This is a genomic window from Bradyrhizobium sp. CCBAU 11361, assembly GCF_028128935.1.
GTDB classification, from domain to species: Bacteria; Pseudomonadota; Alphaproteobacteria; order Rhizobiales; family Xanthobacteraceae; genus Bradyrhizobium; species Bradyrhizobium niftali.
Genome location: NZ_LBJZ01000024.1, coordinates 91,335 through 115,095 on the forward strand (window position 1 = coordinate 91,335; position 23,761 = coordinate 115,095).

The 23,761-nt window shown below is 63.5% G+C and carries 23 protein-coding genes and 1 pseudogene; 12 read left to right on the forward strand and 12 right to left on the reverse strand.

Going from position 1 to position 23,761, the window contains the following annotated elements:
- The first annotated feature begins 160 nt into the window (after positions 1-160).
- Positions 161-799 carry a TetR/AcrR family transcriptional regulator gene (locus XI08_RS08240; protein WP_271574093.1) on the forward strand — a complete coding sequence of 213 codons (639 nt, stop codon included), beginning with the start codon at positions 161-163 and terminating at the stop codon, positions 797-799.
- Between the two features lie 66 nt (positions 800-865).
- Entirely contained in the window at positions 866-1,273 is a 408-nt protein-coding gene (locus tag XI08_RS08245; RefSeq protein WP_135176784.1) for a DUF4864 domain-containing protein, read from the forward strand.
- Here XI08_RS08245 and XI08_RS08250 read toward each other — a convergent pair.
- Positions 1,270-2,529: an MFS transporter gene (locus XI08_RS08250; protein WP_271574067.1), complete on the reverse strand. Its 1,260-nt coding sequence runs from the start codon at positions 2,527-2,529 to the stop codon at positions 1,270-1,272. The genes XI08_RS08245 and XI08_RS08250 overlap by 4 nt on opposite strands.
- A gap of 151 nt (positions 2,530-2,680) precedes the next feature.
- On the opposite strand from XI08_RS08250, the gene XI08_RS08255 reads away from it, so the two are divergent.
- From XI08_RS08255 to XI08_RS08290, 8 genes are all read left to right on the forward strand, one after another.
- On the forward strand, positions 2,681-3,124 hold the full coding sequence (locus XI08_RS08255; RefSeq protein WP_333927148.1) for a hypothetical protein: 444 nt from the start codon (positions 2,681-2,683) through the stop codon (positions 3,122-3,124).
- Positions 3,125-3,201: 77 nt separating this feature from the next.
- Positions 3,202-3,486 carry a hypothetical protein gene (locus XI08_RS08260; RefSeq protein ID WP_271574069.1) on the forward strand — a complete coding sequence of 95 codons (285 nt, stop codon included), beginning with the start codon at positions 3,202-3,204 and terminating at the stop codon, positions 3,484-3,486.
- A 9-nt stretch (positions 3,487-3,495) separates the two neighbouring features.
- Positions 3,496-4,920 carry a TolC family protein gene (locus XI08_RS08265; protein WP_271574070.1) on the forward strand — a complete coding sequence of 475 codons (1,425 nt, stop codon included), beginning with the start codon at positions 3,496-3,498 and terminating at the stop codon, positions 4,918-4,920.
- A gap of 13 nt (positions 4,921-4,933) precedes the next feature.
- Positions 4,934-6,271, forward strand: coding sequence for a copper oxidase (locus XI08_RS08270; RefSeq protein ID WP_271574071.1), 1,338 nt, complete (start codon positions 4,934-4,936; stop codon positions 6,269-6,271).
- 32 nt (positions 6,272-6,303) lie between these two features.
- The gene (locus tag XI08_RS08275) at positions 6,304-6,759 is read left to right on the forward strand and encodes a cupredoxin domain-containing protein (RefSeq protein ID WP_271574072.1); all 456 of its coding nucleotides are present in this window, start codon (positions 6,304-6,306) and stop codon (positions 6,757-6,759) included.
- A 16-nt stretch (positions 6,760-6,775) separates the two neighbouring features.
- Positions 6,776-7,078: a copper-binding protein gene (locus tag XI08_RS08280; RefSeq protein ID WP_271574073.1), complete on the forward strand. Its 303-nt coding sequence runs from the start codon at positions 6,776-6,778 to the stop codon at positions 7,076-7,078.
- Positions 7,079-7,433: 355 nt separating this feature from the next.
- Positions 7,434-9,575: a flagellar biosynthesis protein FlhA gene (gene flhA / locus XI08_RS08285; protein WP_271574074.1), complete on the forward strand. Its 2,142-nt coding sequence runs from the start codon at positions 7,434-7,436 to the stop codon at positions 9,573-9,575.
- 294 nt (positions 9,576-9,869) lie between these two features.
- Positions 9,870-10,070: a hypothetical protein gene (locus tag XI08_RS08290; protein ID WP_011084994.1), complete on the forward strand. Its 201-nt coding sequence runs from the start codon at positions 9,870-9,872 to the stop codon at positions 10,068-10,070.
- A gap of 629 nt (positions 10,071-10,699) precedes the next feature.
- Here the strand turns inward: XI08_RS08290 and XI08_RS08295 are convergent.
- The 5 genes and pseudogenes from XI08_RS08295 to XI08_RS08315 form a co-directional block, all read right to left on the reverse strand.
- The gene (locus XI08_RS08295; protein ID WP_271574075.1) at positions 10,700-11,131 is read right to left on the reverse strand and encodes a hypothetical protein; all 432 of its coding nucleotides are present in this window, start codon (positions 11,129-11,131) and stop codon (positions 10,700-10,702) included.
- 199 nt (positions 11,132-11,330) lie between these two features.
- Positions 11,331-12,512: an amino acid ABC transporter substrate-binding protein gene (locus XI08_RS08300; protein ID WP_271574076.1), complete on the reverse strand. Its 1,182-nt coding sequence runs from the start codon at positions 12,510-12,512 to the stop codon at positions 11,331-11,333.
- Between the two features lie 36 nt (positions 12,513-12,548).
- Positions 12,549-13,373 carry a transporter substrate-binding domain-containing protein gene (locus XI08_RS08305; protein ID WP_271574077.1) on the reverse strand — a complete coding sequence of 275 codons (825 nt, stop codon included), beginning with the start codon at positions 13,371-13,373 and terminating at the stop codon, positions 12,549-12,551.
- Between the two features lie 365 nt (positions 13,374-13,738).
- Positions 13,739-14,356, reverse strand: coding sequence for a flavodoxin family protein (locus tag XI08_RS08310; RefSeq protein WP_271574078.1), 618 nt, complete (start codon positions 14,354-14,356; stop codon positions 13,739-13,741).
- A gap of 355 nt (positions 14,357-14,711) precedes the next feature.
- Positions 14,712-16,285 (reverse strand): annotated as a pseudogene (locus tag XI08_RS08315) (winged helix-turn-helix domain-containing tetratricopeptide repeat protein).
- Positions 16,286-16,452: 167 nt separating this feature from the next.
- Between XI08_RS08315 and XI08_RS08320 the strand changes: the two are divergent.
- Together XI08_RS08320 and XI08_RS08325 are read left to right on the forward strand one after the other, a co-directional pair.
- Complete coding sequence (locus XI08_RS08320; protein WP_271574079.1) at positions 16,453-16,695, forward strand: DUF1127 domain-containing protein; 243 nt, start codon at positions 16,453-16,455, stop codon at positions 16,693-16,695.
- Between the two features lie 7 nt (positions 16,696-16,702).
- A complete protein-coding gene (locus XI08_RS08325; protein WP_271574080.1) occupies positions 16,703-16,975 on the forward strand; it encodes a hypothetical protein in 273 nt (90 codons plus the stop codon).
- 98 nt (positions 16,976-17,073) lie between these two features.
- Here XI08_RS08325 and XI08_RS08330 read toward each other — a convergent pair whose 3' ends face one another.
- From XI08_RS08330 to fliI, 6 genes are all read right to left on the reverse strand, one after another.
- Entirely contained in the window at positions 17,074-18,300 is a 1,227-nt protein-coding gene (locus tag XI08_RS08330) for an NAD(P)/FAD-dependent oxidoreductase (RefSeq protein ID WP_271574081.1), read from the reverse strand.
- A gap of 115 nt (positions 18,301-18,415) precedes the next feature.
- On the reverse strand, positions 18,416-19,375 hold the full coding sequence (locus XI08_RS08335) for a helix-turn-helix transcriptional regulator (protein WP_271574082.1): 960 nt from the start codon (positions 19,373-19,375) through the stop codon (positions 18,416-18,418).
- 301 nt (positions 19,376-19,676) lie between these two features.
- Positions 19,677-20,744: an anti-sigma factor gene (locus XI08_RS08340; RefSeq protein ID WP_271574083.1), complete on the reverse strand. Its 1,068-nt coding sequence runs from the start codon at positions 20,742-20,744 to the stop codon at positions 19,677-19,679.
- Between the two features lie 37 nt (positions 20,745-20,781).
- A complete protein-coding gene (locus XI08_RS08345) occupies positions 20,782-21,327 on the reverse strand; it encodes a sigma-70 family RNA polymerase sigma factor (protein WP_135176773.1) in 546 nt (181 codons plus the stop codon).
- Positions 21,328-21,507: 180 nt separating this feature from the next.
- Positions 21,508-21,927: a flagellar export protein FliJ gene (fliJ, locus tag XI08_RS08350; protein ID WP_011084990.1), complete on the reverse strand. Its 420-nt coding sequence runs from the start codon at positions 21,925-21,927 to the stop codon at positions 21,508-21,510.
- Positions 21,928-22,048: 121 nt separating this feature from the next.
- Positions 22,049-23,374, reverse strand: coding sequence for a flagellar protein export ATPase FliI (fliI, locus tag XI08_RS08355; protein WP_271574084.1), 1,326 nt, complete (start codon positions 23,372-23,374; stop codon positions 22,049-22,051).
- Positions 23,375-23,761: the final 387 nt, after the last annotated feature.

Sequence of the window (23,761 nt, forward strand, 5' to 3'; positions counted from 1 at the left end):
GGCGGAAGCCGGCCAACATCCCAGCGAAGATACGGAGGCACCCTCCGCTTAACAAGGGCCGCGGAAAAATATTTGGAAATCGTCAAAAGCCCATGCGCCACCAACGCGATGCAGCCCTGCAAGGGTTCAATCTAACCTATTCGTGATCTACATTGCCGGCATGGACGACCACACCGACCAGACCCGAAAGCCCCGCGCCGATGCCGTGCGCAATCGCGAACGCGTGCTCGAGGCGGCCAAGGCCGTGTTCAACGCGGGAGGTCCGGAAGCGAGCCTGGAGGCGGTGGCAAAGCGTGCCGGCGTCGGCATCGGCACGCTCTATCGGCATTTCCCGACGCGCGAGGATCTGTTCGAGGCGGTGTACCGGCGCGAGGTCGAGCAGCTCAGCGAGCTCGCCGAGCAATTGAAGATTGCGAAGGACCCGGTCGAAGCGCTGCGCCGCTGGCTACGTTCCGGCGTCGAATTCGTGGCCACCAAAAAAGGCATGTCGGCGGCGCTGGCGCTGACGTTCCAGAGTTCGTCGGAACTCGCGGCCTTCTCGATGGACCGGCTGACCAAGGCGATCGGCTCGCTGCTCGACCGCGCGGTCGCGGCCGGCGAGATGCGCGCCGATGTCAGCCCGGAAGACCTGCTCAGGGCTCTGATCGGCATGTGCTACATGCACGACCAGCCCGGCTGGCAATCCTCGGTGCTGCGCATGCTCGACGTATTCGTGGACGGGCTGCGGGTGCAGCCGGCCGGCAAGCCCAAGGCGCGCAGCGCCAAGCCCGCGAAGTCGGCGGTGAAACGGAAGCGATAGCGCGTCCGTATCTTGCCAGGGTCGTGCTAGGATCAGCATCGCCGGAATTTGAACGCGGAGCCTGTCATGCGCATTGCCGCCTTGCTCGTCGCTCTCGGTATTATCTTCAGCTCCGTCTCAGCATTCGCCGACGATGTCACCGCCGCGCAAGGCGTCATCCGCGCCCAGGAACAGGCTTTTGCGCGCGACGATGCCACGGCCGCCTATTCCTATGCCGCGCCGGCGATCAAGGAGATTTTCCCCGCCCCCGACATCTTCATGTCCATGGTGCAGAACGGCTACGCCCCTGTCTATCGTCACAAGAGTTTTGAATTTGGCGAGAGCAAGAACGAGGGTAACTGGATCGCGCAGCGCGTCCACATCGTCGATGCCAATGGCGAAGCCTGGGAAGCTCTGTACACGCTCGAGCAACAGGCGGACGGCAGCTACAAGATCACCGGCTGCTCGCTCCTAAAGGCGGGACAAGCAGTTTAAGTCGCAAAACCGGTCTTGACCGAACCCATCCGCGAGCGGATCAGCAGCAGCACGACGATGGCGATATTGACGGCGTTCCAGGCCACGCCATTCGCGAATGCCGCGGCATACGAGCCGGTGGCATCGAAGATGACGCCCGACACCCAGCCGCCGAAGGACATGCCGAACACCGAGGCGAAGATCACGATGCCGACGCGCGTCGCCGCCTGGCTGGCCGGCATCGCCTCGCGCACGATGATGGCGTAACTCGGCACGATGCCGCCCTGGAACAGGCCGAACATCGCGGAGATCAGGTAGAGCGAGGCGAGGCTGTCGAAGAACAGGTAGAACACCAGCGCAAAGCCCTGCGCCAGCGACCCGACCAGCAGCGTGCGGACGCCGCCGATCTTGTCGGCGAGGAAGCCCGAGCCGATGCGGCTGACGATGCCGCAGGCCATCATCAAAGACAGCATCTCGGCGCCCCTCGCCACGCCATAACCGAGATCGCCGCAATAGGCGACGATATGCACCTGCGGCATCGCCATGGCGACGCAGCACGAGATGCTGGCGATCGAGAGCAGCACCGTCAGCGTGTTGGTCGAGAGCTTGAGATCGACCCTCGGCGGCGGCGCATTGGCATGGTCGCGGACATGGTCGTGGCCCATCTGCGCGCGCAGCACCAGCACCAGGATCGTCATCAGGCCCACGCAGACGAGGCCGATGCCGATATGGGTGTGGCGCCAGCCGATCGACTGCATGCCCCAGCTCACGATCGGAGGCCACATCGTGCCGGCGAAATAATTGCCGCTGGCGACAATGGTCACGGCGAGGCCACGATAGCGCTCGAACCAGTGCGAGGCCTCCGCCATCAGCGGCGCGAAGGTCGCCGAGGTGCCGAGCCCGATCAGGAAATACGCCGCCACGAACTGCCAGAGCTGGCCAGACAGGCCCGCGAGCACATTGGCGACGCCGAGAAAGGCGATGCTGATCGCCATCGCCGGCACGATGCCGAACCGGTCGGTGATCTTGCCGGCGATCACGCCGCCAAGCCCGAAGCCGAACATCATGAGGGTGAAAGCCAGCGACACCGCGCCGCGCGTGGCGGCGAATTCGGCCTGGACCGCGGGAATCATGACCACGATCGCCCACATGCCGACGCCTCCGATCGATCCGATCAGAAGCGCAATGACAAGCCGCACCCAGGCCTGACGGGAATCAGGGCTGAATGAGTCTGAGGTGTGTCCGGGATGATTTGGGGCGTGCACGGGCCGGACCATGGCCCGCGGATCGGAACACGGTCAAGCTTCGTGGCGTGATATTGGGCATGCGCGGTGCACTGCGGTAAGAAGATGCTTGGCGGATGCGCGTTTTGCCATTAGTTTGCAATCTGCGTGTGCAAGACTGCCGCGCGAGGAGCCTATCGGCGGAATGCTGTTGCGATTGACACGATCGATGCGGATCAGGGTGGGGCGAATCATCGCCCTCGCCTATCTGTTCTGCGTGCTCGCGCCGGCCGCAAGCCTTGCCTGGGGCAACGGTCCGGCGCCGTGTCTCGATGACGCGCTCCTCGCCGATCTCGTGCCGGTGCATCATCAGATGCAGGCCGGCCACATGCATGGCGGCGCCTCGCATGACCACGCCGGACCGCATGCGCATCCCCAGACCGCGGCGCAGGACGCTCCTGCTCCGCATCATCATGACGGCAAGGGGACAGTGGGCCCGTGCTGCGCGATGATGTGCGTGAGTGCGCTGCCGGCCGATCTGCCCGTCGTCGCCAAGCCGCTTCAGCCGATCTCCGCCTGCGCGCCCGAGATCGTGGTCAGCCTGTACAGCGCGGCGCCGCCCCTTCTCTACCGTCCTCCCATCGCCTGATCTGACGCGACGACGTCAGGCCTAGCGCGCGTCCGCGCGCGCGAACCTGTGGTCTCAAGACAGATCAGGGATGAATCATGCTTACGCTTTCCGGGGCGAAGTCCGCCGCCGCATCCGCGGCGCGTGGACGACACTTCTCATTTCATTGGCCGCTGCTGGCCGCGATAGCGCTGGCGTTGTCAGGCTGCATGCCGGCGGCCACGCAGCTCGCAGGCGCCGATTCTGCCGATCCGGCGACGAAGGTCGCGCCTGTCGGCTATCGGCCGACCGTCGCGCCCTATAGCAGCCTGCGGCCTGCGACGCCGGCGCCATGGCGCGACCGCAACGACGCCGTCACGCCGCAGCCGAAGCAAGACCGGTAGGAACCCGCCATGACACACCATTTTGCGCGGGGCCTGCTCGTCCTCATTGCGCTCGGCCTTTCCGGCTGCGCCGCGTTCTCGCCCGACGGCGGCATGACGGCGGTTTCAGACCTGACCAGCCAGACCATCAACAAGGACGTCGCCTTCGTGCGGACGGCCGAGGGAGCCGAAATTGTCGACGCGCGCGTTCGCCGGCTGCTCTCGCGGACGCTCAGCGCAGAGACCGCCGTGCAGATCGCGCTGCTCAACAACAAGGGGCTGCAAGCCGCCTATAACGAGCTGGCGCTGGCCGAAGCCGAGCAGGTCGAGCAGAGCTTGCCGCCCAATCCCGTGTTCTCGATCTCGCGGATCACGGGCAATGGCGCCAGCGAGATCGAGCGCCAGGTGGTCGGCGACATCCTGGCGCTGGCGACCCTGCCGTTCCGCTCCGAGATCGCCCGCGACCGCTTCCGCCAGGCTCAATTGCGTGCGGCGCTGGCGACGCTGCGGCTCGCCGCGGACGTGCGGCGCGCTTATCTCCGCGCAGTCGCCGGCAACGAGATGGTGGTGCTGCTGACGGACGCGAAGGCGACGGCGGAATCGACCGCACAGCTTGCGGTCAAGCTCGGCGAGACCGGCTCGATCAACAAGCTCGACCAGGCCCGCGAACAGGTGTTCTACGCCGAGACCACCGCCGACCTCGCAACCGCGCGGCAGTCTGCAACCAGCGCACGCGAAAGGCTCGCGCGGCTGATGGGGCTGTGGGACGACGGCCTCGATTTCCGCCTGCCCAACCAGTTGCCGCCGCTGCCGCGCCGGCCGCAGGCGCTGCCTTCGATCGAAGTCGACGCGGTCGCCCATCGCATCGACCTGCAGATCGCGCGGCTGGAGCTGACGGCGCTGGCAAAGTCACTTAACCTCACCGAGGCGACGCGCTTCGTCACGCTGCTCGATCTCGCCGGCATCTCCCGTCGCACGCAGGATCCGGAGGGCCCGCCGTTCCGCGAACGCGGTTTTGACGTGCAGTTCCAGATTCCGATCTTCGACGGCGGCGAGGTGCGCATGCGGCAGGCAGCCGAGACCTACAAGCTCGCCTTCAACCGCCTGACCGAGCGCGCCGTGAACGTGCGCTCGGAAGCGCGCGACGCCTACCGCGCTTACCGGTCGACCTACGATATCGCCAGCCACTATCAGCGCGAGATCCTGCCGCTGCGCAAGATCATCACCGAGGAGATGCAGCTTCGCTTCTCCAGCATGCAGGTCGATATCTTTGCGCTGCTGACCGAAGCGCGGCAGCGCCTGGCATCACTGCGCGGCGCCATCGACGCCAGGCAAAAATTCTTCCTCGCCCAGTCCGACCTGCAGACCGCCATCAACGGCGGCGGCGCCCCTGCGGCCGGCGGCGACAATTCAACCACCATCGCCGCGGCAGCGCCTGCCGATGGCGGCCACTGAGACGGAGGCCAGCATGTATTCCCGCCGAGGATTTTTGGGCACTGCCGCGCTTGCCAGCGCGTCGGCCATCAGCGGCCGCGTCCAGGCCGCCTCGATTCCGGAAGCACCTCACATGGACAAGGTGGTGATGCAGCCGCCGCTGCATCCGACCAGCGGCCCCGACTATCGCCCCGTGGTCACGCTGAACGGCTGGTCGCTGCCGTTCCGCATGAACGGCGACTGGAAGGAATTCCACCTCGTCGCCGAGCCCGTGGTGCGCGAGTTCGCCGAAGGCATGAAGGTGAACCTGTGGGGCTATAACGGCCAGTCGCCGGGGCCGACCATCGAGGCGGTCGAGGGCGACAAGGTCCGCATCTTCGTCACCAACAAACTGCCCGAATACACCACCGTGCACTGGCACGGCATGATCGTGCCGAGCGGCATGGACGGCGTCGGCGGATTGAATCAGCCGCACATCGAGCCCGGCAAGACCTTCGTCTACGAGTTCGAGATGAAGAAGAGCGGGACCTTCATGTACCACCCGCATTCCGACGAGATGGTGCAGATGGCGATGGGCATGATGGGCATGGTCGTCGTGCATCCGCGCGATCAAAGCTTCCGCCCCGTCGACCGCGATTTCGTCTTCGTGATGAGCACTTACCGCGTCGATCCCGGCACCTATCTGCCGCAGGTCAACGAGATGACCGACTTCAACATGTGGACCTGGAATTCGCGGGTGTTCCCCGGCATCGATCCCTTGCCGGTGCGGCTCGGCGATAAGGTGCGCGTGCGCATCGGCAATCTCAGCATGACCAATCATCCGATCCATCTGCACGGCCACAGCTTTGCGGTGACCTGCACCGATGGCGGCTGGATTCCGGAGAGTGCGCAATATCCGGAGACGACCACCGACGTGCCGGTCGGCGCGGTGCGCGTGTTCGACGTGCTCGCCGACAATCCCGGCGACTGGGCGTTCCACTGCCACAAATCGCATCACACCATGAACGCGATGGGGCACGAGGTGCGCAATTTGATCGGCGTGTCGCGCAAGGACCTCGCCAAGGCCGTCGGCAAGCTCGCGCCTGACAGCATGGCGATGGGCTCGACCGGCATGGCGATGGGCAACATGGAGATGCCCGCGCCCGACAACACGCTGCCGATGATGACCGGCACCGGCCAGTTCGGTCCGATCGAGATGGGCGGCATGTTCACGGTGATGAAGATCCGCGAGGACCTCGCGCGCGACGATTACCGCGATCCCGGCCCGTACAAATTCCCGCAAGGCACCGTTGCCTACGAGGTCACCCCGCCGGCCACCGAACCGGCGCGGCAAAAGCCCGGCTCCGCGCCGATGAAGAACATGAAGATGTGAGCGTTTCGATGAACCACCAACTGGAGACTGCAATGAAGAAGACTATCAAGCTCGCCCTCGCGCTGGCCGCGCTGTCGACCGCGCCGGCTTTCGCCCACGACCAGCACGGGCACGGGACCTTTTCGGCCGGCGAGCCCGGCGATCCCAAGAAGCCCGCACGTATCGTCGAGATCGCGATGAGCGAGATGTCCTACGAGCCCTCGAACATCACGGTCGAACGCGGCGAACAGATCCGCTTCGTGCTGCGCAATACCGGCAAGGAAGACCACGAATTCCTGCTCGCCACCACCAAGGAGAACCTCGCCCACGCCGAGGTGATGAAGAAGCACCCGCACATGGAGCACGACGACCCGAACGGGGTCCGGCTCGCCCCGAGCAAGACGGCCGAGATCCTCTGGAAGTTCAGCAAGGCCGGCACATTCGAATTTTCCTGCCTGATCCCGGACCATCGCGATTACGGCATGGTCGGCCACGTCATCGTCAAGTGAAACAAAGGAGAAAACCATGAAATCGATCACCCGCATCGCCGCCGCGCTCGCGCTGACGCTCGGCCTGACCTTCGGTGCCGCCGCGGCGCAAGGCGCCTCGATCAGCGGCGAGGTCAAGAAGATCGACGAGAGCGCCGGCAAGATCACGCTCAAGCACGGGCCGGCCAAGAGCCTCGGCATGGACGAGCCCATGACCATGGTCTACCGCGTCAAGGACCCCGCTTTGCTCAAGCAGGTGAAGGTCGGCGACAAGGTCACCTTCGAAGCCGAGGAGGCGGCCGCCGGCTACACGGTGACCAGGATGGAGAAGGCGAAGTAGGGGGCACCCTCCCACGCCGTCATTCCGGGGCGCGCCTCTTGGCGCGAGCCCGGAATCCATTTCCCCACGACACCTGCAGCACGATGGATTCCGGGTTCGCCCTCCGGGCGCCCCGGAATGACACCCCTGGAGGCCCGAAACACGCCCCCGCACTCTTGCCGCACCCCCCGTTAACCCTTTGCTAACCATACACCCGGCAAGAATTGCCGGGTGAAGTCGAGTGTCGTCAGCCGCGTAAAACGGGAGGTCCCCCGTGGACGCCAGTGCGGTGCCTCACTTTCGGAACGGCGGCCCTTCGGCCGCCGCGCAGACGTTTGGGGCGCGCGGCCGGCAGTCGCGCGGGGAGGCAGCTACCATGGTCGACGTCACCGCGGGACAGGGCGTAGGGAGCACAAACGCCGGCGTCCCCACCCTTGCCGAGATCGTCAACATCCTCAAGCGCGGCGACATCGCGCTCGCGCTCGGCATCCTCACCATCCTGGTGGTCTTGATCCTGCCGCTGCCCGCGATCGTGCTGGACCTCTTCCTGGCGATCTCGATCACGCTCTCGATCCTGATCCTGATGACGTCCCTGTTCATCCAGGCGCCGCTGGAATTCTCCGCCTTCCCGACCATCCTGCTGATCTCGACCATGCTGCGCCTGTCGCTCAACATGGCCTCGACCCGCCTGATCCTGTCGCACGGGCACGAGGGCACGGACGCCGCCGGTCACGTCATCGAAGCCTTCGGCAGCTTCGTGATGGGCGGCAATTTCGTCATCGGCATCATCGTCTTCGCCATCCTGATCATCGTCAACTTCGTCGTCATCACCAAGGGTTCGGGCCGCATCGCAGAAGTCGCCGCGCGCTTCCACCTCGACGCCATGCCCGGCAAGCAGATGGCGATCGACGCCGATCTCTCCGCCGGCCTGATCGACGAGAAGGTCGCCAAGGAGCGCCGCAAGGCGCTGGAGGACGAGAGCGGCTTCTTCGGCGCCATGGACGGTGCCTCGAAATTCGTCCGCGGCGATGCCATCGCCGGCCTTCTGATCGTCTTCATCAACGTCGTCGGCGGCATGATCATCGGCGTGGCGCAGCAGGGCCTGTCCTTTGCCGACGCCGGGCGCAGCTACACGCTGCTGACAGTCGGTGACGGCCTCGTCACCCAGGTGCCGGCGCTGATCGTCTCGACCGCGGCCGGCCTGCTCGTCTCCAAGGCCGGCGTCTCCGGCGCCGCCGACAAGGCGCTGATGAAGCAGTTCTCCGGCTATCCGCAGGCGCTGGCAATGTCCTCGGCCGTCATGCTGGTGCTGGCGGCGCTGCCGGGCATTCCGACCATCCCCTTCCTCGCGCTCGGCGCCGGCGCCGGCGCGCTGGCCTGGACCGCGCGCAACCGCAACCGCGCCACCGCCAAGGCTGACGAAGCTGCCAAGGCCGCGCCCGCTGCCGGTTCGCCCGGTGCGCCGGGCACGGCTGCGACCGAAGAGCCGATCTCGGCGGCGCTGAAGATCGACGACCTCAAGATCGAGCTCGGCTATGCGCTGCTGCCGCTCGTCAACGGCCCCGATGGCACCGACCGCCTCACCGAGCAGATCAAGGCGCTGCGCCGCTCGCTCGCGATCGAGATGGGCTTTGTGATGCCGGCGGTGCGCATCCTCGACAACGTCCAGCTCGAAGCCAACACCTACATCATCAAGATCAAGGAGGTCGACGCCGGCACCGGCAAGATCTGGCCGAACCAGTTCATGGTCATGGACCCCGGCGGCAGCCAGGTTCAGGTGCCCGGCATCCACACCACCGAGCCGACCTTCGGCCTGCCCGCGACCTGGGTCGATGCCAGCCTCAAGGAAGAGGCTTCGCTCAAGGGCTACACCGTGGTCGACGCCGCGACCGTGCTCTCGACCCACCTCACCGAGCTGCTCAAGGCCAACATGTCGGACCTGCTCTCCTATGGCGAGGTGCAGAAGCTGCTCAAGGAGCTGCCGAAGGAGCAGAGCGAGCTGGTCAAGGACATCGTCCCCGGACAGGTCACGGTCTCCGGAATCCAGCGCGTGCTGCAGCTGCTGCTCGCCGAGCGCATCTCGATCCGCGATCTCTCCACCATCCTCGAGGGCATCGCCGACTCGCTCGCCTTCTCGCGCAATCCCGCCACCATGGTCGAGCACGTCCGTGCCCGCCTGGCGCGTCAGATCTGCGCACAGAACACCTCCTACAACGGCTATCTGCCGCTGATCGCGCTGTCGGCGCGCTGGGAGCAGGCCTTCGCCGAATCCATCATCGGCCAGGGCGAGGAGCGCAGCCTGGCGATGCAGCCCTCGAAGCTGTCGGAATTCATGACCGGCGTGCGCGAGGCGTTCGAGCGCGCCGCGCGCGAAGGCGAGGCGCCGGTGCTGGTCACGTCTGCGGCAATTCGTCCCTTCGTACGCTCTCTCGTCGAGCGGTTCCGGGCCCAGACGACGGTGCTGTCGCAGGCTGAAATCCACCCCAGGGCGAGGCTGAAAACGGTCGGAAGCATCTGATTTGCCTTGAGAAGCCGTGTGTTTTTTGGCCACAGGCAAATGGTTTTTGAGTTCCTGGCGCCTTGTCGACCAAATGCGGACAAGACGCCTCAAAGGCACATTACGGCTTTGAAATAATTATAGAATTGCACGATCGAAGGACGCTTTTGATCGCGATCTTTCACGTCCTTTCACGCTCTTGTGACCTCCCCTTGGGAACGAATCCCCCCAATACTAGGTTGTTGGGCACCGGAAGCATGAACCTGCCTCAACAGGGTAGCGACTACTTCGGGTAGATGGCGGCAGGAGCCTTCCATGAACCACTCGATTTACAGCGCAGATCGCTCGACCCACCTGAAGATCGTGGTCGTAGCCCTCGTCGCAGGGATCGCGGTGGCAGGCTTCGGCATCACGGCACGCACGGGTTCGGATGAAGGTCTGACCCAGACGGCTCGCGTCATCAAGGCCGGCAAGCCGGTCGTTATCACCAGCTCGAACGCATCCCTCGTTCGCTAAGGAGATCTGACGAGTTTTATGAATTCACGCGGCTCTTTACCAGCCCCCCAAAGTCGCCACGTGGATATGTAGACGACCCCAACCCCAAGTCGACTACAGAAAGCGCCCGCCCCCCACGGGCGCTTTCTCATGTCTGGGGTAGCTCGCAAGCGCCCACACTCCAAATCCGTCATTCTCTCCTCTCGTGTCCCGGACGCGCTGCAACACCCTTGCGTTGCGGCTCTGCAGCGCACCGTCGAAGAGACGCTGCGCTGCGTCCGGGGCACAAGAGTGTGATGTCGACGCGCTATTCTCTCTCCGATGGTCATTGCGAGCGCAGCGAAGCAATCCAGAATCCCGCCGCAGAAAGACTCTGGATTGCTTCGCTGCGCTCGCAATGACGGTGTTTGGGGCACGCGCATCGCTTCTCAATTGCATCTCCATCGCAAACACGCCTACGCGCTCTCGCGGCTCATCTCGCCCGAGCTATGCCTGGTCGCCTCACCCTCGATTGAAAGAGGGCGCAGGGAAGACCGGGTGCCGGCCGGGCACCCACGGTCCACTGTGCGAAAGGTGGCAACAAGAATCTGCACAGCGGCATACAGGTGTAGCCAGGACATCCGGCCTTCCCTGCGCAGTGGGCTTACGGCTTATGTCGCGCTCTCCCCGGGGAGCGATGCACTATTGCCCCCGTCACCTTGCAGATGGCTGATACGAAGGCCCGGTTGGGCCACACACATCACCACAAGACTTGACGCACAGACCCCGGGCGCCAGGACCACACGATTTTGCCCTACGCAGATCACACCGGTCGTGCGCGCGACGTTTTTGCTCACGGTCGCCCGCCCTGCAAAATCCTTCGCGCCGATGTGACCCGCGTCCACCGCCGCCCGGCCCGCGTTCGTGACGATCGCGATACGCCCCTCTTCCTTGGGCCGGGTTGCCGCAATCGATACGCCGTTTCCGAATTTCGGTAAAGCGGAATCTTTTTGGCGAGACGCATTGACCGGCATCCTGGGTGTTTTGCCCGTCAGGCAACGCAACGGCTTGTAGCTGGGCTCACCTCCGCCGCATTGGTTCATTCGGCAGCCTCTGCGTCAGATATCCGGAATTGAAACCAAAGCAGACGGTTGGCGAACCGGACCGCAAGGTCAGTTAAGGGCCAATAGCCACCGTTCATATCAACAAAAAAACGATCAGCGCCTCGCCCACCGGGCACGACAATTCACGCTTAAAAAGCCGCCGATCCAGACGGTTTCCTTTGCGAACAGCATTTTGCCGCTATCGCTGGCTCCATGCTGGGGTCGGGAACCGGGGCTTGGCAGACGCGAGTTCATCGGGCCAGACCACAACCTTCTGACCGTCCTGCCATTGGATGAAGAGGCCCTTGTTGGCAGTCTGATATCCACGCTCATCCACGGCATAGTCGCTGAAGATTGTCTTGGTCTTGAGCTTCAGCAATTCCTCGCGCAGCTTGTCGGAATCGAGGCTGCTTGCGCGTCGGGCCGCTTCCATGAAAATCTGGCAGCCGCCATAGGCGCCCGCAGCGTGATAGCTCGGTGCCTTGTTGAACTCCTTCTGGTACGTTTCCACGAACTCCTTGATGCCCGGGTTGGGGAGGCTCGGCTCCCACGCCGAAAGACCATAGACGAACTCGGCCGTCTTCCCGAGCGCCTCCTGGAACTCGGCGACCGCCTGCGCGATCCCGAACATCTTGACGTTGACGTCCTGCTCTTTCATTTGACGGCCGACAATGATTTGATCCCCTAACGATGAGGCAGCCATTCCCAATACATCGGCGTTCGCTGCCTTGACCTTCGCCAAAATGGCTGAAAAGTCTTTGGTGCCCTTCGCGTAGGTCTCGTGGAGGACAACCTGCATGTCCTGCTTCTTGGCCAGTTCAACGGCCCCCTTGCCTGCAGCCTTGGGGAAGAGCGCGTCTTCCTCGATGATTGCGACGGTCTTGAGCCCGTTGCGGGACGCCATGTCGATCAATCCCCCCAAGAAAAGTTCTGCAGGTGGGAGCACCATAAAGATATAGCGCCGTCCCTTCTCCCAGATCGAGGTGGTCGCGGCCAGCGGCGAGACGTGCACCATCCGATGCTTCTCGGTGACTGAAGCCACCGCTTCGGTGTGGGTCGAACCGTAGGGCCCCATGACAGCATCGACCTTGTCTTCCGTGATCAGCTTCTCGTAGAGCTCAATCGCTACTTTGGGGTCGGATTTGTCGTCATGGATCAGGAACTCAATCTTCCGGCCGAGGATGCCGCCCTTTTCGTTGACGTGCTTCTGGCAGAGCAGGTAGCCGTTGTTCGCCGGAACGCCTTGGGTGGCGAGGGTGCCGGTCTGGGACATGGTTGCGCCGATTCGGATCGTTTGCTGGGTGTGGCCCGACGATGCCGCCGCAATGGCAAAGGCGACCGAAAATCCGAGCAACGACGAATGATTTTTGATTCTACTCAAGGGAAGTCTCCCTTTGATAACCTGATCCTCGGTCGTTCATTGCTCGGCCACGTTCAGACCTGGCCTTCCCGAGCGGTCAATGATCTTCTGCACGAGGCCAGAAGCGATGGACTGCTTCACGAACTCCTCGACGTACGCTAATGCGGCTGCCCGACCCTTGGGGACGAACACCACCAGCACTTGCTTGCCAAAACGATCATCGAGTATCCGGGAGCCGGGCACTTCTTTCGCGTTCGTCGGCAAGGTGACGCGGTTGCCTGCGACAGCTTCAACCTTTCCGTCTCTCAATGCTTCCATCGTTGCGGGCCACCCTTCGAAGCGCACGACTTCGCCGTTCTTCAGCGCGCGCGTGACGGCGAGTTCCTGAGCGTCCCCTTTGACTGCGCCGACCCGTATTCCTGGCCGATCCACTTCGGCACTGGTCATGAGCTTCGAATTGGGGGGCACGAGATAAGTATAATCCAACTCGAACACCGGGGCTGACCAGTCCGCGACCTTCGCGCGAGCCGGATCGGGGCTGAGCAAGGTGACGTCCCAGACGTCGCTACCGGCAACCTCGATGAACTTGCCTGGGGAGGCGAACTCCACCGGCTCGTAAGGCACACCAAGAAGGCGGGCAAGCTCGCGTCCGAGATCAGCGGTTAGTCCTCCCAACTCGCCGGTCGTCGCGTTTTTGGGGGCGGTAAGCGCGTTCACCGGAAACGCCACGCGCAGTTTACCAGTCGGTGCCATTTCCGTTTTGGCCGCTGGTGACGGGGACTGCGCCTCGGCAGAGACGACGAGCGCGATAGCGATGCCGACGATCAAAAACAGGAGAATGAAAGGCGCGAGCGGCCTGATTCGCGAGATGAGGACATACATGGTTAGTCCTCCCGAAGCTCGAATTGCACATTTGTGGCGGCGACCGCGCAAAGCACTCATATCCCCCGCAGCTAAATTACAGTGAGTAAGGCTCCATGGGTGACACAACGATACCCACGAGGAGGAATGACCGGAATGAATCAATCGCGCCGTGCTGACGCTAGGCAGACCACATCCGGTCTACCTCGATAAGTAACAATTTCAGAGCCGGTCGGCACTTCGCAAAAGTGCCATTAGCGGCCCTTACAGGCTAGCCTACAACACCCCAAGGTGCATGGATGGCGGATAACTACACGGCATCCGCGTCTAACCGCCGCAGTGAACGGCGGGTGCAGCTCCACTGAGCCCTCACTCAACGGCGTGACTTATGACTTTGAACCCCGTTTGGTTATGGCAGCAAATTCCGCAACACGTTTACCCAGAGCACGAGCAGCCTCTAATTCCTTGTCATCGATGCCGGGGGAATCAGGTCCGGTTGTCGCGCTCGCACCAAATGCTCCTCCTCCGCTCACCACGCTCATCTGATTGATCAGCATCGCGGCATGGATAGATTGCATCGTGGTTTCCTTGCCGTTCGAAATCGCTCCTCCCGTTACGAAAGCGCCGCCAATTTTGTTTCGCATCTTGAAGTCGGTAAATGCGAAGCGGAACTTGAGCAACCAGTTATCAAAGAAAGTCTTTATCTCGCCGGCCATGTTTGCATAGTAGACTGGCGATCCAACGATGAGCGCGTCGCAAGCCAACAGCTCGTCGCCTGTCACCTCGCCCACTTTTTTCAGAACGACGCTTGCGCCAGAAACACCGTTTGCACCTTCGGCAACTCCTTGAGCCATTTTTTCGGTATTTCCGGTGACCGAGTGGTACACGATCAAAACCTTCACGTCTCCGGCTGGTGCTTGTGCCTCACTCGTCCTGCTGGCGAGCACCAGGCCTGCTGCCACAGAAGCGGCTCCTACTTGCTTTAGAAACTTTCGCTTATTCATGACAGTCCTCCTTGTGGTATCACACCTGCCGTCGGCATGTTGGCCACCGGCTTATTCGCACGGTTTCATTACGCTCCCTGAGCTATGCGCGGGTTGGTGACGGTATGAAAGTCGCCGCGCTGCATGATAATCAGTTCGCGAGGATCAGTCAGGAGGGTAGGCCAGCCGTTTCACAACCCTCACCGGCTACCAGCGAACGGCGTCCGAGTCTGTTGTGGGTCAAAGGCTGCCTTAACCCGCTCGCATCACCCTGTTCGGGTCACGGGAAGCAGACCTCGCGACGCTTCGAGTTAACGTCAGCCTCGGGCCAATAGCGGAAGCTACGCGCTCGCTTGGCTACCGCTACGGTACGGCGTCATTCTGGCAACCCGGCCCTCCTCAAGCCTTCTTCGTATCGTGCGAGGTCTTCAGCTCGCCGATGAGGCACCAAGTCTCTTATTTTGGAAACACGCAATGTGGGATCGAGTTGCCGCAGTCGAGCTATTGCCTTGCATGCCTGCTCCGGGCGCCCGGCCATGGCGTTGCTCGCCGCAGCGACGCGCAATCCAGGTGGAAAATCCGGAGTGTCCTGCAATGCCATCGCCGCCCACGATGCCGCTTCGGCATAGTGACCTAAGAGGAAATTTGCATACGCTGTCCCGGTTCGCATACCAGCCATCCGTGGATCAAGTGGGTTCAGACGCATGGCGTGAGCGAAGCATGTAAGCGCCGGTTCTGGCTCGCCGAGCCAGTTTTTTATCCAACCACCGCACAACATGCCTCGGCCATATTGGAATTAAGCGCAAGCGCGCGATCGATCAAGGCGGCACCTTGCTCGAAATCACGAACGACATACACTAACGCCCACCCGCTGGCAGTGAGCGCGATCGCATCATCTTTGCCCAACTCGACCGCATGCTTAGCGAGTCTCGTTACTTCGACAATCTCGCCCGCCGTGCCTGGAATCCAGCCAATGCCCTTGCCGTAGGCGTAACAAGAGGCGGCACGGCCGTACGCAGCCGCAAAATCCGGGTCGAGTTCGGTTGCGCTGTTGAACAGTCGCAGTGCCTCGTCAATCGCTTGCAGGCTGGCAACTTGATAAAACTTGGCCAAGCCGCGCAAGTAGACAGTATAGGCGTTGAGACTGTCGGTCGGCTTACGCTTGGCACGTTCGATCTCGGCTTTTTCCACCGCCGGCGCGATCGCCCCAACGACGCACTCAGTCACCTGGTCCTGCAGATCGAATATGTCGCCTAGCCCACCATCGAACCGGTCGGCCCAAAGATGGATCCCCGAGGAGGTATCGGCGAGCTGTCCCGTGATGCGCACGCGGTTTGAACCCTTGCGAACACTGCCTTCCAATACGTAGCGCACACCGAGCTCGCGACCTATCTGCTTCACGTCGACGGCACGCCCCTTGTATGTGAAGCTCGAGTTGCGGGCGATCACGAACAGCTCCTTGAAACGAGACAATGCCGTGATGATGTCCTCGGCCATCCCATCAGCAAAGTAGTCCTGTTCCGGATCGGAGCTCAGATTGGTAAAGGGGAGAACGGCCACTGAAGGTTTATCGGGGAGCGGGAGAGCAGGTATCGGCCGTTGCGCAGAAGTATCGCTGGCCGACTCACCTGCGAGCTTCTTCGCTTCCCATACGGCACCAACGAAACGGACGCCCTTACGCGGAAGTGTCTTGATGAGGCGCTGTTCCTCGCCGGAATCGCCGACCGCGCTCCGGGCGGCATTCAGGCGCGTCGTAAGAGCGGCATCGGACACGATACGACCGTTCCAAATGGCGTTGATGAGATCGTCCTTACTGACAACGCGCTCCCTGTTGCGGATCAGGTATTCGAGCAAGTCGAACACCTGTGGTGCAACGGGAACGACGTCCGATCCGCGGTACAGTTCGCGCCGGTCGGTGTCGAATGCGAAATCCTCGAAGAGGTAGCGCAAGATGCCGATCCTTCAGATGGCCTCCAACTCGCAAGGAAGCAGCTTAGACCGCTTGGACCCGAATAGTATGTCGTCGGTAAGAGAAATGTAAGCCGACGGTCAAGCGTGTCCTCTCAGGCCTTGGCACCCTCATCCGGGCAGAAACAAACAATCAGGGGAAAGCCGCGATGAGCACGACCTATAACGAAACAGGGATGGGACGAACCGCCGCATCAACGCGCCGCGCCTCTCGTTTTTTCAAGAGTCATTGGGATGCCTTCCACGAGCGGCGCCAATGCCAGAAGTTACGAGCGACTTTGTCCGACCTGAGTGACCGGGAGCTAATGGATATCGGTACGACTCGCGGCGAGATCGACTACGTCGCTTCGAACCGCTTTATCGATCCGCGGGGCATCCGATCCGCCGAATGAACGCCTGATGTTTTGCACGGGATGGCAACGAGAAATTGCATTTTGGAACGTTGGCGCCGCCATCATCGTGTTTTTGACGCTGCGCCTCGGCGAACCCCGGCTTGCCATCGCCGTCGTCACGGGCTGTACCGTCCTGTTCTTTTTGCTTGGCACCAATCACTTATTTGCCTTCATCGCCAATCCGAAGGCCCAGTTCCATTGGCCTCCGCTGGTGCTCAACTATATTGGGCTTATCTTCGGTGTTCGCGTTCTCTTGGCATTTCGCCAGCGCAAACAATGACGCCTTGCGGGCGAGATGAAAGCGATCGTTCGTAAAGGGCGCGTGACTTCCGAAACGGGTCATTTGCCGACGTTTGGCCGATGGACGCATGGTCCGGCTCAACGACGCGGTGCCCCATAAGTCGGCGGCGGCGCCTGCACGGTCGGGGCTGCGGCAGCGAACAGCTCGTCCTTGCTCCCGTTGAGCGGCGGATAGATACGCTTGCAGTTGATGGTCTGCTTCGTCGCCTTCGCGGCCGCGCCTGTGGCGCGGACCTCGCGATCCCACCCCTCCGTATAGAGCGCGCCCCAGCTGCCGAGATCGAGCACGGTGACGTACCAGTCGATCCGCAGCGGCAGCATCGGCAGGCGCAGGAGATCGGCCACGACATTGTGGCCGGCGAAGCGGCCCATGGGGCGGGCGAACTGGCAGGACATCACGGTCGGATGCAGTCCGTCGACCACGCTGGAGGCGACGTCGCCGGCCGCGAACACGCCACGCAGATCAGCAACCCGCATGAACGGATCGACCAGAAGGCGCCCGAGGCGATCGCGCGCGCCCGGAAAGCTCGTGGCCAGCCGGCTCGCGCGTAGCCCGGCGCACCAGATCACCGTCTGGGCCGCGATGAATTCGCCCGAGCTCAGGTGCACTCCGGCCGCCTCGACCGATGCGACACGCGCGCCAAGGCGCGTCTCGATGTCGAGCGACGACAACGCCGTCTCGATGACGGGACGCGCATGCGCGCCGATGGTGGCGCCGACCGTCGGATTGGGATCGACCAGGATGATGCGGCGGCTGCCGGTGATCCCGGCACGCGCCAGCCTGTCCGGCATCTCGGCCGCGACCTCGATGCCGGTAAAGCCGGCGCCGACCACAACGACCGTCGAACGCCCCGGCGACGGCACGCTGCGCCCGAGCGAGACGAGATGATCCTCTAAGCGCAGGGCCGCAATGTAGGTGTCGACGTCGAAGGCGTGGTCGGCAAGGCCCGGAATGTCGGGACGCATCACCTCGCTACCGAGCGCGAGCACCAGCCGGTCGTAGCCCAGGGTCTCCTCGCCGTCGCTCGTGACCAGCGAGATCTCGTGCCGTGCCGGATCGATGGCTTCGACCTCGCCGATGCCGTGAGTGACGCCGATCGGATCGAGCAATCGCCCAAGCGGAAGCGCGACCTCGCCGAGGTCGAGCTCGTAGTTGCGCACCCGGATGTTGTGGTAGGGATTGCGGTCGACGATGCGGATCTCGATGTCGCGGCCGGCAGCGCCGACCTCGTCGCGCTTGCGTGCAGCACCGATGGCCGCCCACAGGCCTGCAAACCCGGCGCCGAGCACGACGATACGCGCCATGTCCGCCTACTGTACTTTCCAACGGAATCCTGCGGTCTGCCCGCACAGGCAGGTATAGCTCAATAACCCCTGCCGACCAACTGTGCCGGCGCGCGCCGCTGCACAAAATCCCGGCTCACGCCTCGCGCAGTTCCGACGGCGTCGCACCAAAGCGCTTGCGGAAGGCGCGGTTGAAATAGGACAGGTCCGAGAAGCCCGAGGAATGCGCGATGTCGCTGATCTTGCGCGCCCTCGCGCGGGGATCGCCGAGCAGCTTGCGCGCCAGCAACAGGCGCTGCTCCAGCACGAATTCGGTGAAGGTCGTGTCGGCCTGCTCGAACAGGCGCTGCGCCTGGCGCGGGCTCAGGCCCGAACGCGTCGCAACTTCCGACAGGCAGAGATCGTTGCGGCCGAGCGCGGCCATCACGTCGGCGCGCATGAGTTCGAGACGGGCCGCCGCCTGGCCGCGGCCGCGCGCGAGGCTTGCATGCTCGGCATCGGTCCCGAGCAGGAGGCCGACGAGATCGACCATGTGCTGCGCGGACAGACGCTGGCCGACGGCGTCGAGATGCGGGCCGTGATTGGCGGCGAGCGCATGGTAGCGGAAGATGGTCTCGGCGACCGCACCGTCGCTGAGCACTCGCGACAGCTTCTCCTCGGCGCGCGGATTGATGTCGAGTAGAGCTCGGCGCGGCATGCGGATGGTGGTGAAGCGATCTTCGTCGGTGTGGCCGACGGTGCCGGTGACGCCCATGTCGACGAGCACCATCTGCGCCGGCGCGAGCTCGACGGTGTGGCCGTTCTGCCCGACGCGGACGAGGCCCGCATGTGCCGCGATCAGGACGAGATCGTCGCTACCGTCGGCAAGGTGGCTCTGGTTACGTGAATATAGCGCGGAAGCGCCTTCGGGAATGGCCAGCGCGATGTTGTCGACCACGCTGATCTGGAGCCGGCAATCGATGCTGTCGCCATGGCTCGGCCCGATGTCGAGACCGCAGGCCCCGAAGGCCCGATCGCGCCAATGTTCGAAGGCCGCGCCTTGCGGCAGGCCCGCATATTGGTGAACGAAGATGCCCGGCGTTCTCGCTGCATCCATTTGATTTCTCGCCCCTCTCCGGCACCATGATTGGCGGCGCCGACTGCAAATTCCGGGCATTTGACGCCGCCAATTGCGGAGAGGTTCAAATCGGGGCTGGATTTGGCCGGGGTTGTCGGAATACGACGGCGGGATTGGACCAAGGCGACAAAGCTACGCGCCCTCGCGCCAAACCCGTCCCGGTCATACCCCGCGCAGGCGGGGTATCCAGTACGCCGCGGCTCATCAGTTCATCACAGCCGTCACGGAGTACTGGATCGCCCGCCTTCGCGGGCGGTGACGGCTGGCGCTCGGGCGGAGACTACTTCTTCGCGGGCGCCTGCGGCTGGGACGGCGGCACGGTCTCGATCAGCTTGCCGGTAAAGACCGGCGCCGAGGTCGGCTGGCCGCTGGGCGAGCCGCCGGCCTGCTCGACGGTGACGGCGTAGGTCGCGCCGTTGACGACGTCGGCATCGTAGGAGGCGAGCAGCGGACGCGCGGTGAAGTCGCCGCTGCTGATCACGCCGAGCGAGCGCGGGCGCGGCAGCTTGTCGGAGATCAGCCAGAGCTCGAAGCTCTTGCCGGGCTCCGGCGTCGCGCCGACCTTGCGCACGGTGAAATTCCGCGTCGCGCCGTCGATGGTGAGGATGAAGGCCGGGCCGCCGGCCGGGCCCTGCAACAGCGCGACATATTGCGAAGACGCCGCGAGCGGCGCCGGTGTCTTCACCTCGACCGTCTGGATGCGGGGTGCAGGGCGCAGCCCGCCGGGCAGCGCGTCGGGCAGGAAGATCTGAAGCGACAGCGTCACCAGCAGCGCTGCCGCAAGCGCGCCGACGGCGGATGCGATCGAGCGCCAGCGCTTCACGCGGCGCTCGAGCCGGATCACATTGGTGTTGTCCACGACCGGCGCCGGCGGCGCGCGCGCGACATCAGGATCGGGCGCATGGACCTGCGGCATGAAGATCGGCGCGACGTCGGAAAGCGCCTCGGACGGCGGTCGCGCGGTTTCGGGCTCGGCGGCTTCGGAAGGCTGCGGCTCCGGTTGCTCCGTGCGCTCCGATGACGTTTCCGGTGTGACAGGGTCGAACGAGGACGTCTCCGGTACAGGTGGTGGTGGCGGCGGCAGCGAGGCTTCGGACAGCGCGGGCGGCTCCTGCGCAAAGCCCGTCCGCGCGAGCTCGGACCTGATGTTCTCCCACACGATCGGACGCGGCTCGATCGTGCCGACCATCTGGTTGAGGACGCCGAGCCGGTAGGCCCAGGACTGAACGATTTCGGCGAATTCCTTGTCCACCGCCATCATGGTCTCGACCTGCGCGCGCTCGTCGGCATCGAGGGTGCCGAGCGCATATTCCGCGGCGAGCGCGATATGGTCCTCCGTGTAGGCCATCACTTGCAGTCCAGAACCACCCTCACAGTATAAACTCTCATAATCCGAGGCACTCGCGGATATCCAACATGCTGCGCCGCAGCCACGTCTTCACCGTGTTGACGGGCGCGGCGAATTTCTCCGCCAATTGCTCGCGGCTCCAGCCGTTGTAATAGGCGAGAAGCACGAGCCTCTGACGGTCCGGCTCGAGCCGGCCGATACATTCCAGGAGCCGCTTCAGCTCCTCGGTCATCTCCCGGCGCGCCAGCGGATCGGGACTGTCGGCTGCGACCTCCATCGCCTGAGGCTCTTCCTCGATGGAGACTTCCGACTTCTTGCGCACGATATCGATCGCACGGTTGCGCGCGATCGACGCCATCCACGTGATCGGCGACGACAGGGCCGGATTGAACTGGCCGGCGCTGTTCCATATCTTGACGTAGGTCTCCTGAATGACTTCCTCTGCAATATCCTGCCGACGCAAGATACGAAGCACGACGCCATAGAGTTTCGCGCGCGTGGCGACGTAAAGGCGCTCGAACGCGGCCTGATCGCCCTTCGCCACCGCCTCAATCAGCCCGACCAGCTCTGCTGGCGTCAGCATTCAGCCCCCCAACGCGTAGGCTCGGGCGCGTTCCGCGCAGGCCCCGGCACTGCACTACCATAGCGCGCAGCAAAGCCGACCACCAAGGGGCGTGGCGCCACGCTGTGGACAGCACATACGAAAACCCGGACCTTGCGGGTCCGGGTTCTGCGAATTTCGGCGGTTCTTACTGCTAGCGCCTCAGGCGACGGCGCCGATGCGGGCCCGCATCAGGCCGATGCTGTCGAGGTCGGCCTGCTCGCGGGCGTTTTCCTCGGCGCGTTCGCGGGCCTGGTCGCGCTCGTCGAGGAGCTCGACCTTCTTCAGCTCCTCGAAGGCCTCGGCCAGCGCGGCCTTGGCCTCGTCGAGCTGGCCCTTGAGCTCGTCGGCCGAGCGGGTCAGGTTCTCACGGCGCTGGATCGCGGCCTTGGCATAGGTCGGATAGGCGAAGTGCGAGGGATCGTTGATCCCGGCACGCTCCTGCTCGGTCTGGATCTCGCGTTCGAGATCGACCGACATCCGCTGGAAGTCGGCGATCATGGTCTCGATCTGGGTGACCCGGCGGCGCTTCTCGTCGACCTGAAATTTCTTCAGGCGGATGAGGGTATCACGTGACTTCATCGACTCGTACTCCCCAGAAGTCCCCTGGCTGCACGTGGGACAACACCGGTCTCCCCACTGGCCCAATTGGGGCCAAGACCGGCTCTGCTACTCTGTGAGAGCGGATGATGAACTGACAAAGTTAGCGTTCCGTTTCCAAATTACCGAGGATTTGCGCCAACTCGCGATAGCCGTCCGCCAGCGAGGCATTTTCGTCCTTGCGCTGGCGCAGGAAGGCTTCCAGGGGCTCGTGCAGGCGGATCGCCTCGTCGACCTCGGGGCTGGAGCCGGCCCGGTAGGCGCCCAGCCGGATCAATTCCTCCATGTCGGCATAGGTCGCCATCACCGCCCGCGCCTTCTGGATGGTCGGCCAGAACTGCGGATCGGCCGATTTCGGCATGGTGCGGGAGACGGATTTGAGGATGTTGATGGCGGGGTAGCGGCCGCGCTCGGCGATGGAACGCTGCATCACGATGTGGCCGTCGAGAATGCCGCGGACGGCGTCGGCGATCGGCTCGTTGTGGTCGTCGCCGTCGACCAGCACCGTGAAGATCGCGGTGATCGCGCCCTCGCCCAGGCCCGGCCCGGCCCGCTCCAGCAGCTTCGGCAGCTCGGTGAACACGGTCGGCGTATAGCCCTTGGCGGTCGGCGGCTCGCCGGCGGACAGACCGATCTCACGCTGGGCCATGGCGAAGCGCGTCACCGAGTCCATCAGGCAGAGCACGTCCTGATCCTCGTCGCGAAAATACTCGGCGACCGCGAGTGTCAGATAGGCCGCCTGGCGACGCATCAGCGCCGGCTCGTCGGAGGTTGCGACCACCACGACGGAGCGCGCCAGGCCCTCCTCGCCGAGATCGTCCTGCAAGAATTCCTGAACCTCGCGGCCGCGTTCGCCGATCAGCCCGATGACGCTGACGGCGGCGTCAACGTTGCGCGCCAGCATCGACAGCAGCACCGATTTGCCGACGCCGGAACCTGCGAAGATGCCCATGCGCTGGCCGCGGCAGCAGGTGAGAAACGTGTTCATCGCGCGCACGCCGAGATCGAGCGGCGCCCCGACGCGCTTGCGCGAATGCGCCGGCGGCGGCGTATTGCGGAACGGCATCGGCGAGGACCCCTGCGGCAACGGCCCCTTGCCGTCGATCGGCTCGCCCAGCGCGTTGACGACACGGCCGAGCCAGGCCGACGACGGCCGCACCTGATTGGCGGCATTGGCGATAACCGCCTTGCAGCCGCGGCGCACGCCGTCGAGGCCGGCGAACGGCATCACGACAGCATTGTTGCCGGAGAAGCCGATCACCTCGCAGGGGATGGAACGGTTGGCGCCGGTCTCGATCACGAGCCGCGCGCCGACCGACATCGCATGGATCGGGCCGGCCACCTCGACCATCAAGCCGCGCACACCGACCACACGGCCATAGATATTGATGCCGTCGATATCGCCGATCTGTTCGGCCAGAGCCTTCATCGGAGGGCCTTCATTAGAGGCGCGCCTTCATAAGAGGATATTGGTGATCCCGGGCCTTCACGGGGAAACTCTTAAGTTTCGCCATATTTCTGAACGGCGCTTAACTTCGTGTTTACCCGCATCGTTAATCATTGCGTCACTGTCTTTGTGACTGAGTGTGACTCCCCTTCAGAAGAAGGCTGAGTCGCGGGAGTCGGTTAGGCCCGTCTCTTAAAGTGGAACTTGAACGGAGCCGGATAACGAAAGCTGCTTCTTACGCAAGACCTTAGGGCGATTCGACAAAAATTGCACCGGGGGGACTTGCGTTCCAGAATCAGGATTTGTTAACCATCTGTTGTCAGGATCCGAATCAGTTGTTCAAAGGCGTTTTGTTGAGTGCCGCGAATG

What these genes read in the sequence shown, in the direction of transcription:
- XI08_RS08255 (WP_333927148.1), top strand. Translation starts at nt 2,681, where the DNA reads ATGCTGTTGCGATTGACACGATCGATGCGGATCAGGGTGGGGCGAATC.
- fliI (WP_271574084.1), bottom strand. Translation starts at nt 23,374, where the DNA reads ATGAAGGCTCTGGCCGAACAGATCGGCGATATCGACGGCATCAATATC.
- XI08_RS08335 (WP_271574082.1), bottom strand. Translation starts at nt 19,375, where the DNA reads ATGGATGCAGCGAGAACGCCGGGCATCTTCGTTCACCAATATGCGGGC.
- XI08_RS08280 (WP_271574073.1), top strand. Translation starts at nt 6,776, where the DNA reads ATGAAATCGATCACCCGCATCGCCGCCGCGCTCGCGCTGACGCTCGGC.
- XI08_RS08275 (WP_271574072.1), top strand. Translation starts at nt 6,304, where the DNA reads ATGAAGAAGACTATCAAGCTCGCCCTCGCGCTGGCCGCGCTGTCGACC.
- XI08_RS08310 (WP_271574078.1), bottom strand. Translation starts at nt 14,356, where the DNA reads ATGAATAAGCGAAAGTTTCTAAAGCAAGTAGGAGCCGCTTCTGTGGCA.
- XI08_RS08305 (WP_271574077.1), bottom strand. Translation starts at nt 13,373, where the DNA reads ATGTATGTCCTCATCTCGCGAATCAGGCCGCTCGCGCCTTTCATTCTC.
- XI08_RS08290 (WP_011084994.1), top strand. Translation starts at nt 9,870, where the DNA reads ATGAACCACTCGATTTACAGCGCAGATCGCTCGACCCACCTGAAGATC.
- XI08_RS08260 (WP_271574069.1), top strand. Translation starts at nt 3,202, where the DNA reads ATGCTTACGCTTTCCGGGGCGAAGTCCGCCGCCGCATCCGCGGCGCGT.
- XI08_RS08265 (WP_271574070.1), top strand. Translation starts at nt 3,496, where the DNA reads ATGACACACCATTTTGCGCGGGGCCTGCTCGTCCTCATTGCGCTCGGC.
- XI08_RS08270 (WP_271574071.1), top strand. Translation starts at nt 4,934, where the DNA reads ATGTATTCCCGCCGAGGATTTTTGGGCACTGCCGCGCTTGCCAGCGCG.
- flhA (WP_271574074.1), top strand. Translation starts at nt 7,434, where the DNA reads ATGGTCGACGTCACCGCGGGACAGGGCGTAGGGAGCACAAACGCCGGC.
- XI08_RS08245 (WP_135176784.1), top strand. Translation starts at nt 866, where the DNA reads ATGCGCATTGCCGCCTTGCTCGTCGCTCTCGGTATTATCTTCAGCTCC.
- XI08_RS08320 (WP_271574079.1), top strand. Translation starts at nt 16,453, where the DNA reads ATGAGCACGACCTATAACGAAACAGGGATGGGACGAACCGCCGCATCA.
- XI08_RS08295 (WP_271574075.1), bottom strand. Translation starts at nt 11,131, where the DNA reads ATGAACCAATGCGGCGGAGGTGAGCCCAGCTACAAGCCGTTGCGTTGC.
- XI08_RS08340 (WP_271574083.1), bottom strand. Translation starts at nt 20,744, where the DNA reads ATGGCCTACACGGAGGACCATATCGCGCTCGCCGCGGAATATGCGCTC.
- XI08_RS08325 (WP_271574080.1), top strand. Translation starts at nt 16,703, where the DNA reads ATGTTTTGCACGGGATGGCAACGAGAAATTGCATTTTGGAACGTTGGC.
- XI08_RS08345 (WP_135176773.1), bottom strand. Translation starts at nt 21,327, where the DNA reads ATGCTGACGCCAGCAGAGCTGGTCGGGCTGATTGAGGCGGTGGCGAAG.
- XI08_RS08250 (WP_271574067.1), bottom strand. Translation starts at nt 2,529, where the DNA reads ATGGTCCGGCCCGTGCACGCCCCAAATCATCCCGGACACACCTCAGAC.
- XI08_RS08240 (WP_271574093.1), top strand. Translation starts at nt 161, where the DNA reads ATGGACGACCACACCGACCAGACCCGAAAGCCCCGCGCCGATGCCGTG.
- fliJ (WP_011084990.1), bottom strand. Translation starts at nt 21,927, where the DNA reads ATGAAGTCACGTGATACCCTCATCCGCCTGAAGAAATTTCAGGTCGAC.
- XI08_RS08330 (WP_271574081.1), bottom strand. Translation starts at nt 18,300, where the DNA reads ATGGCGCGTATCGTCGTGCTCGGCGCCGGGTTTGCAGGCCTGTGGGCG.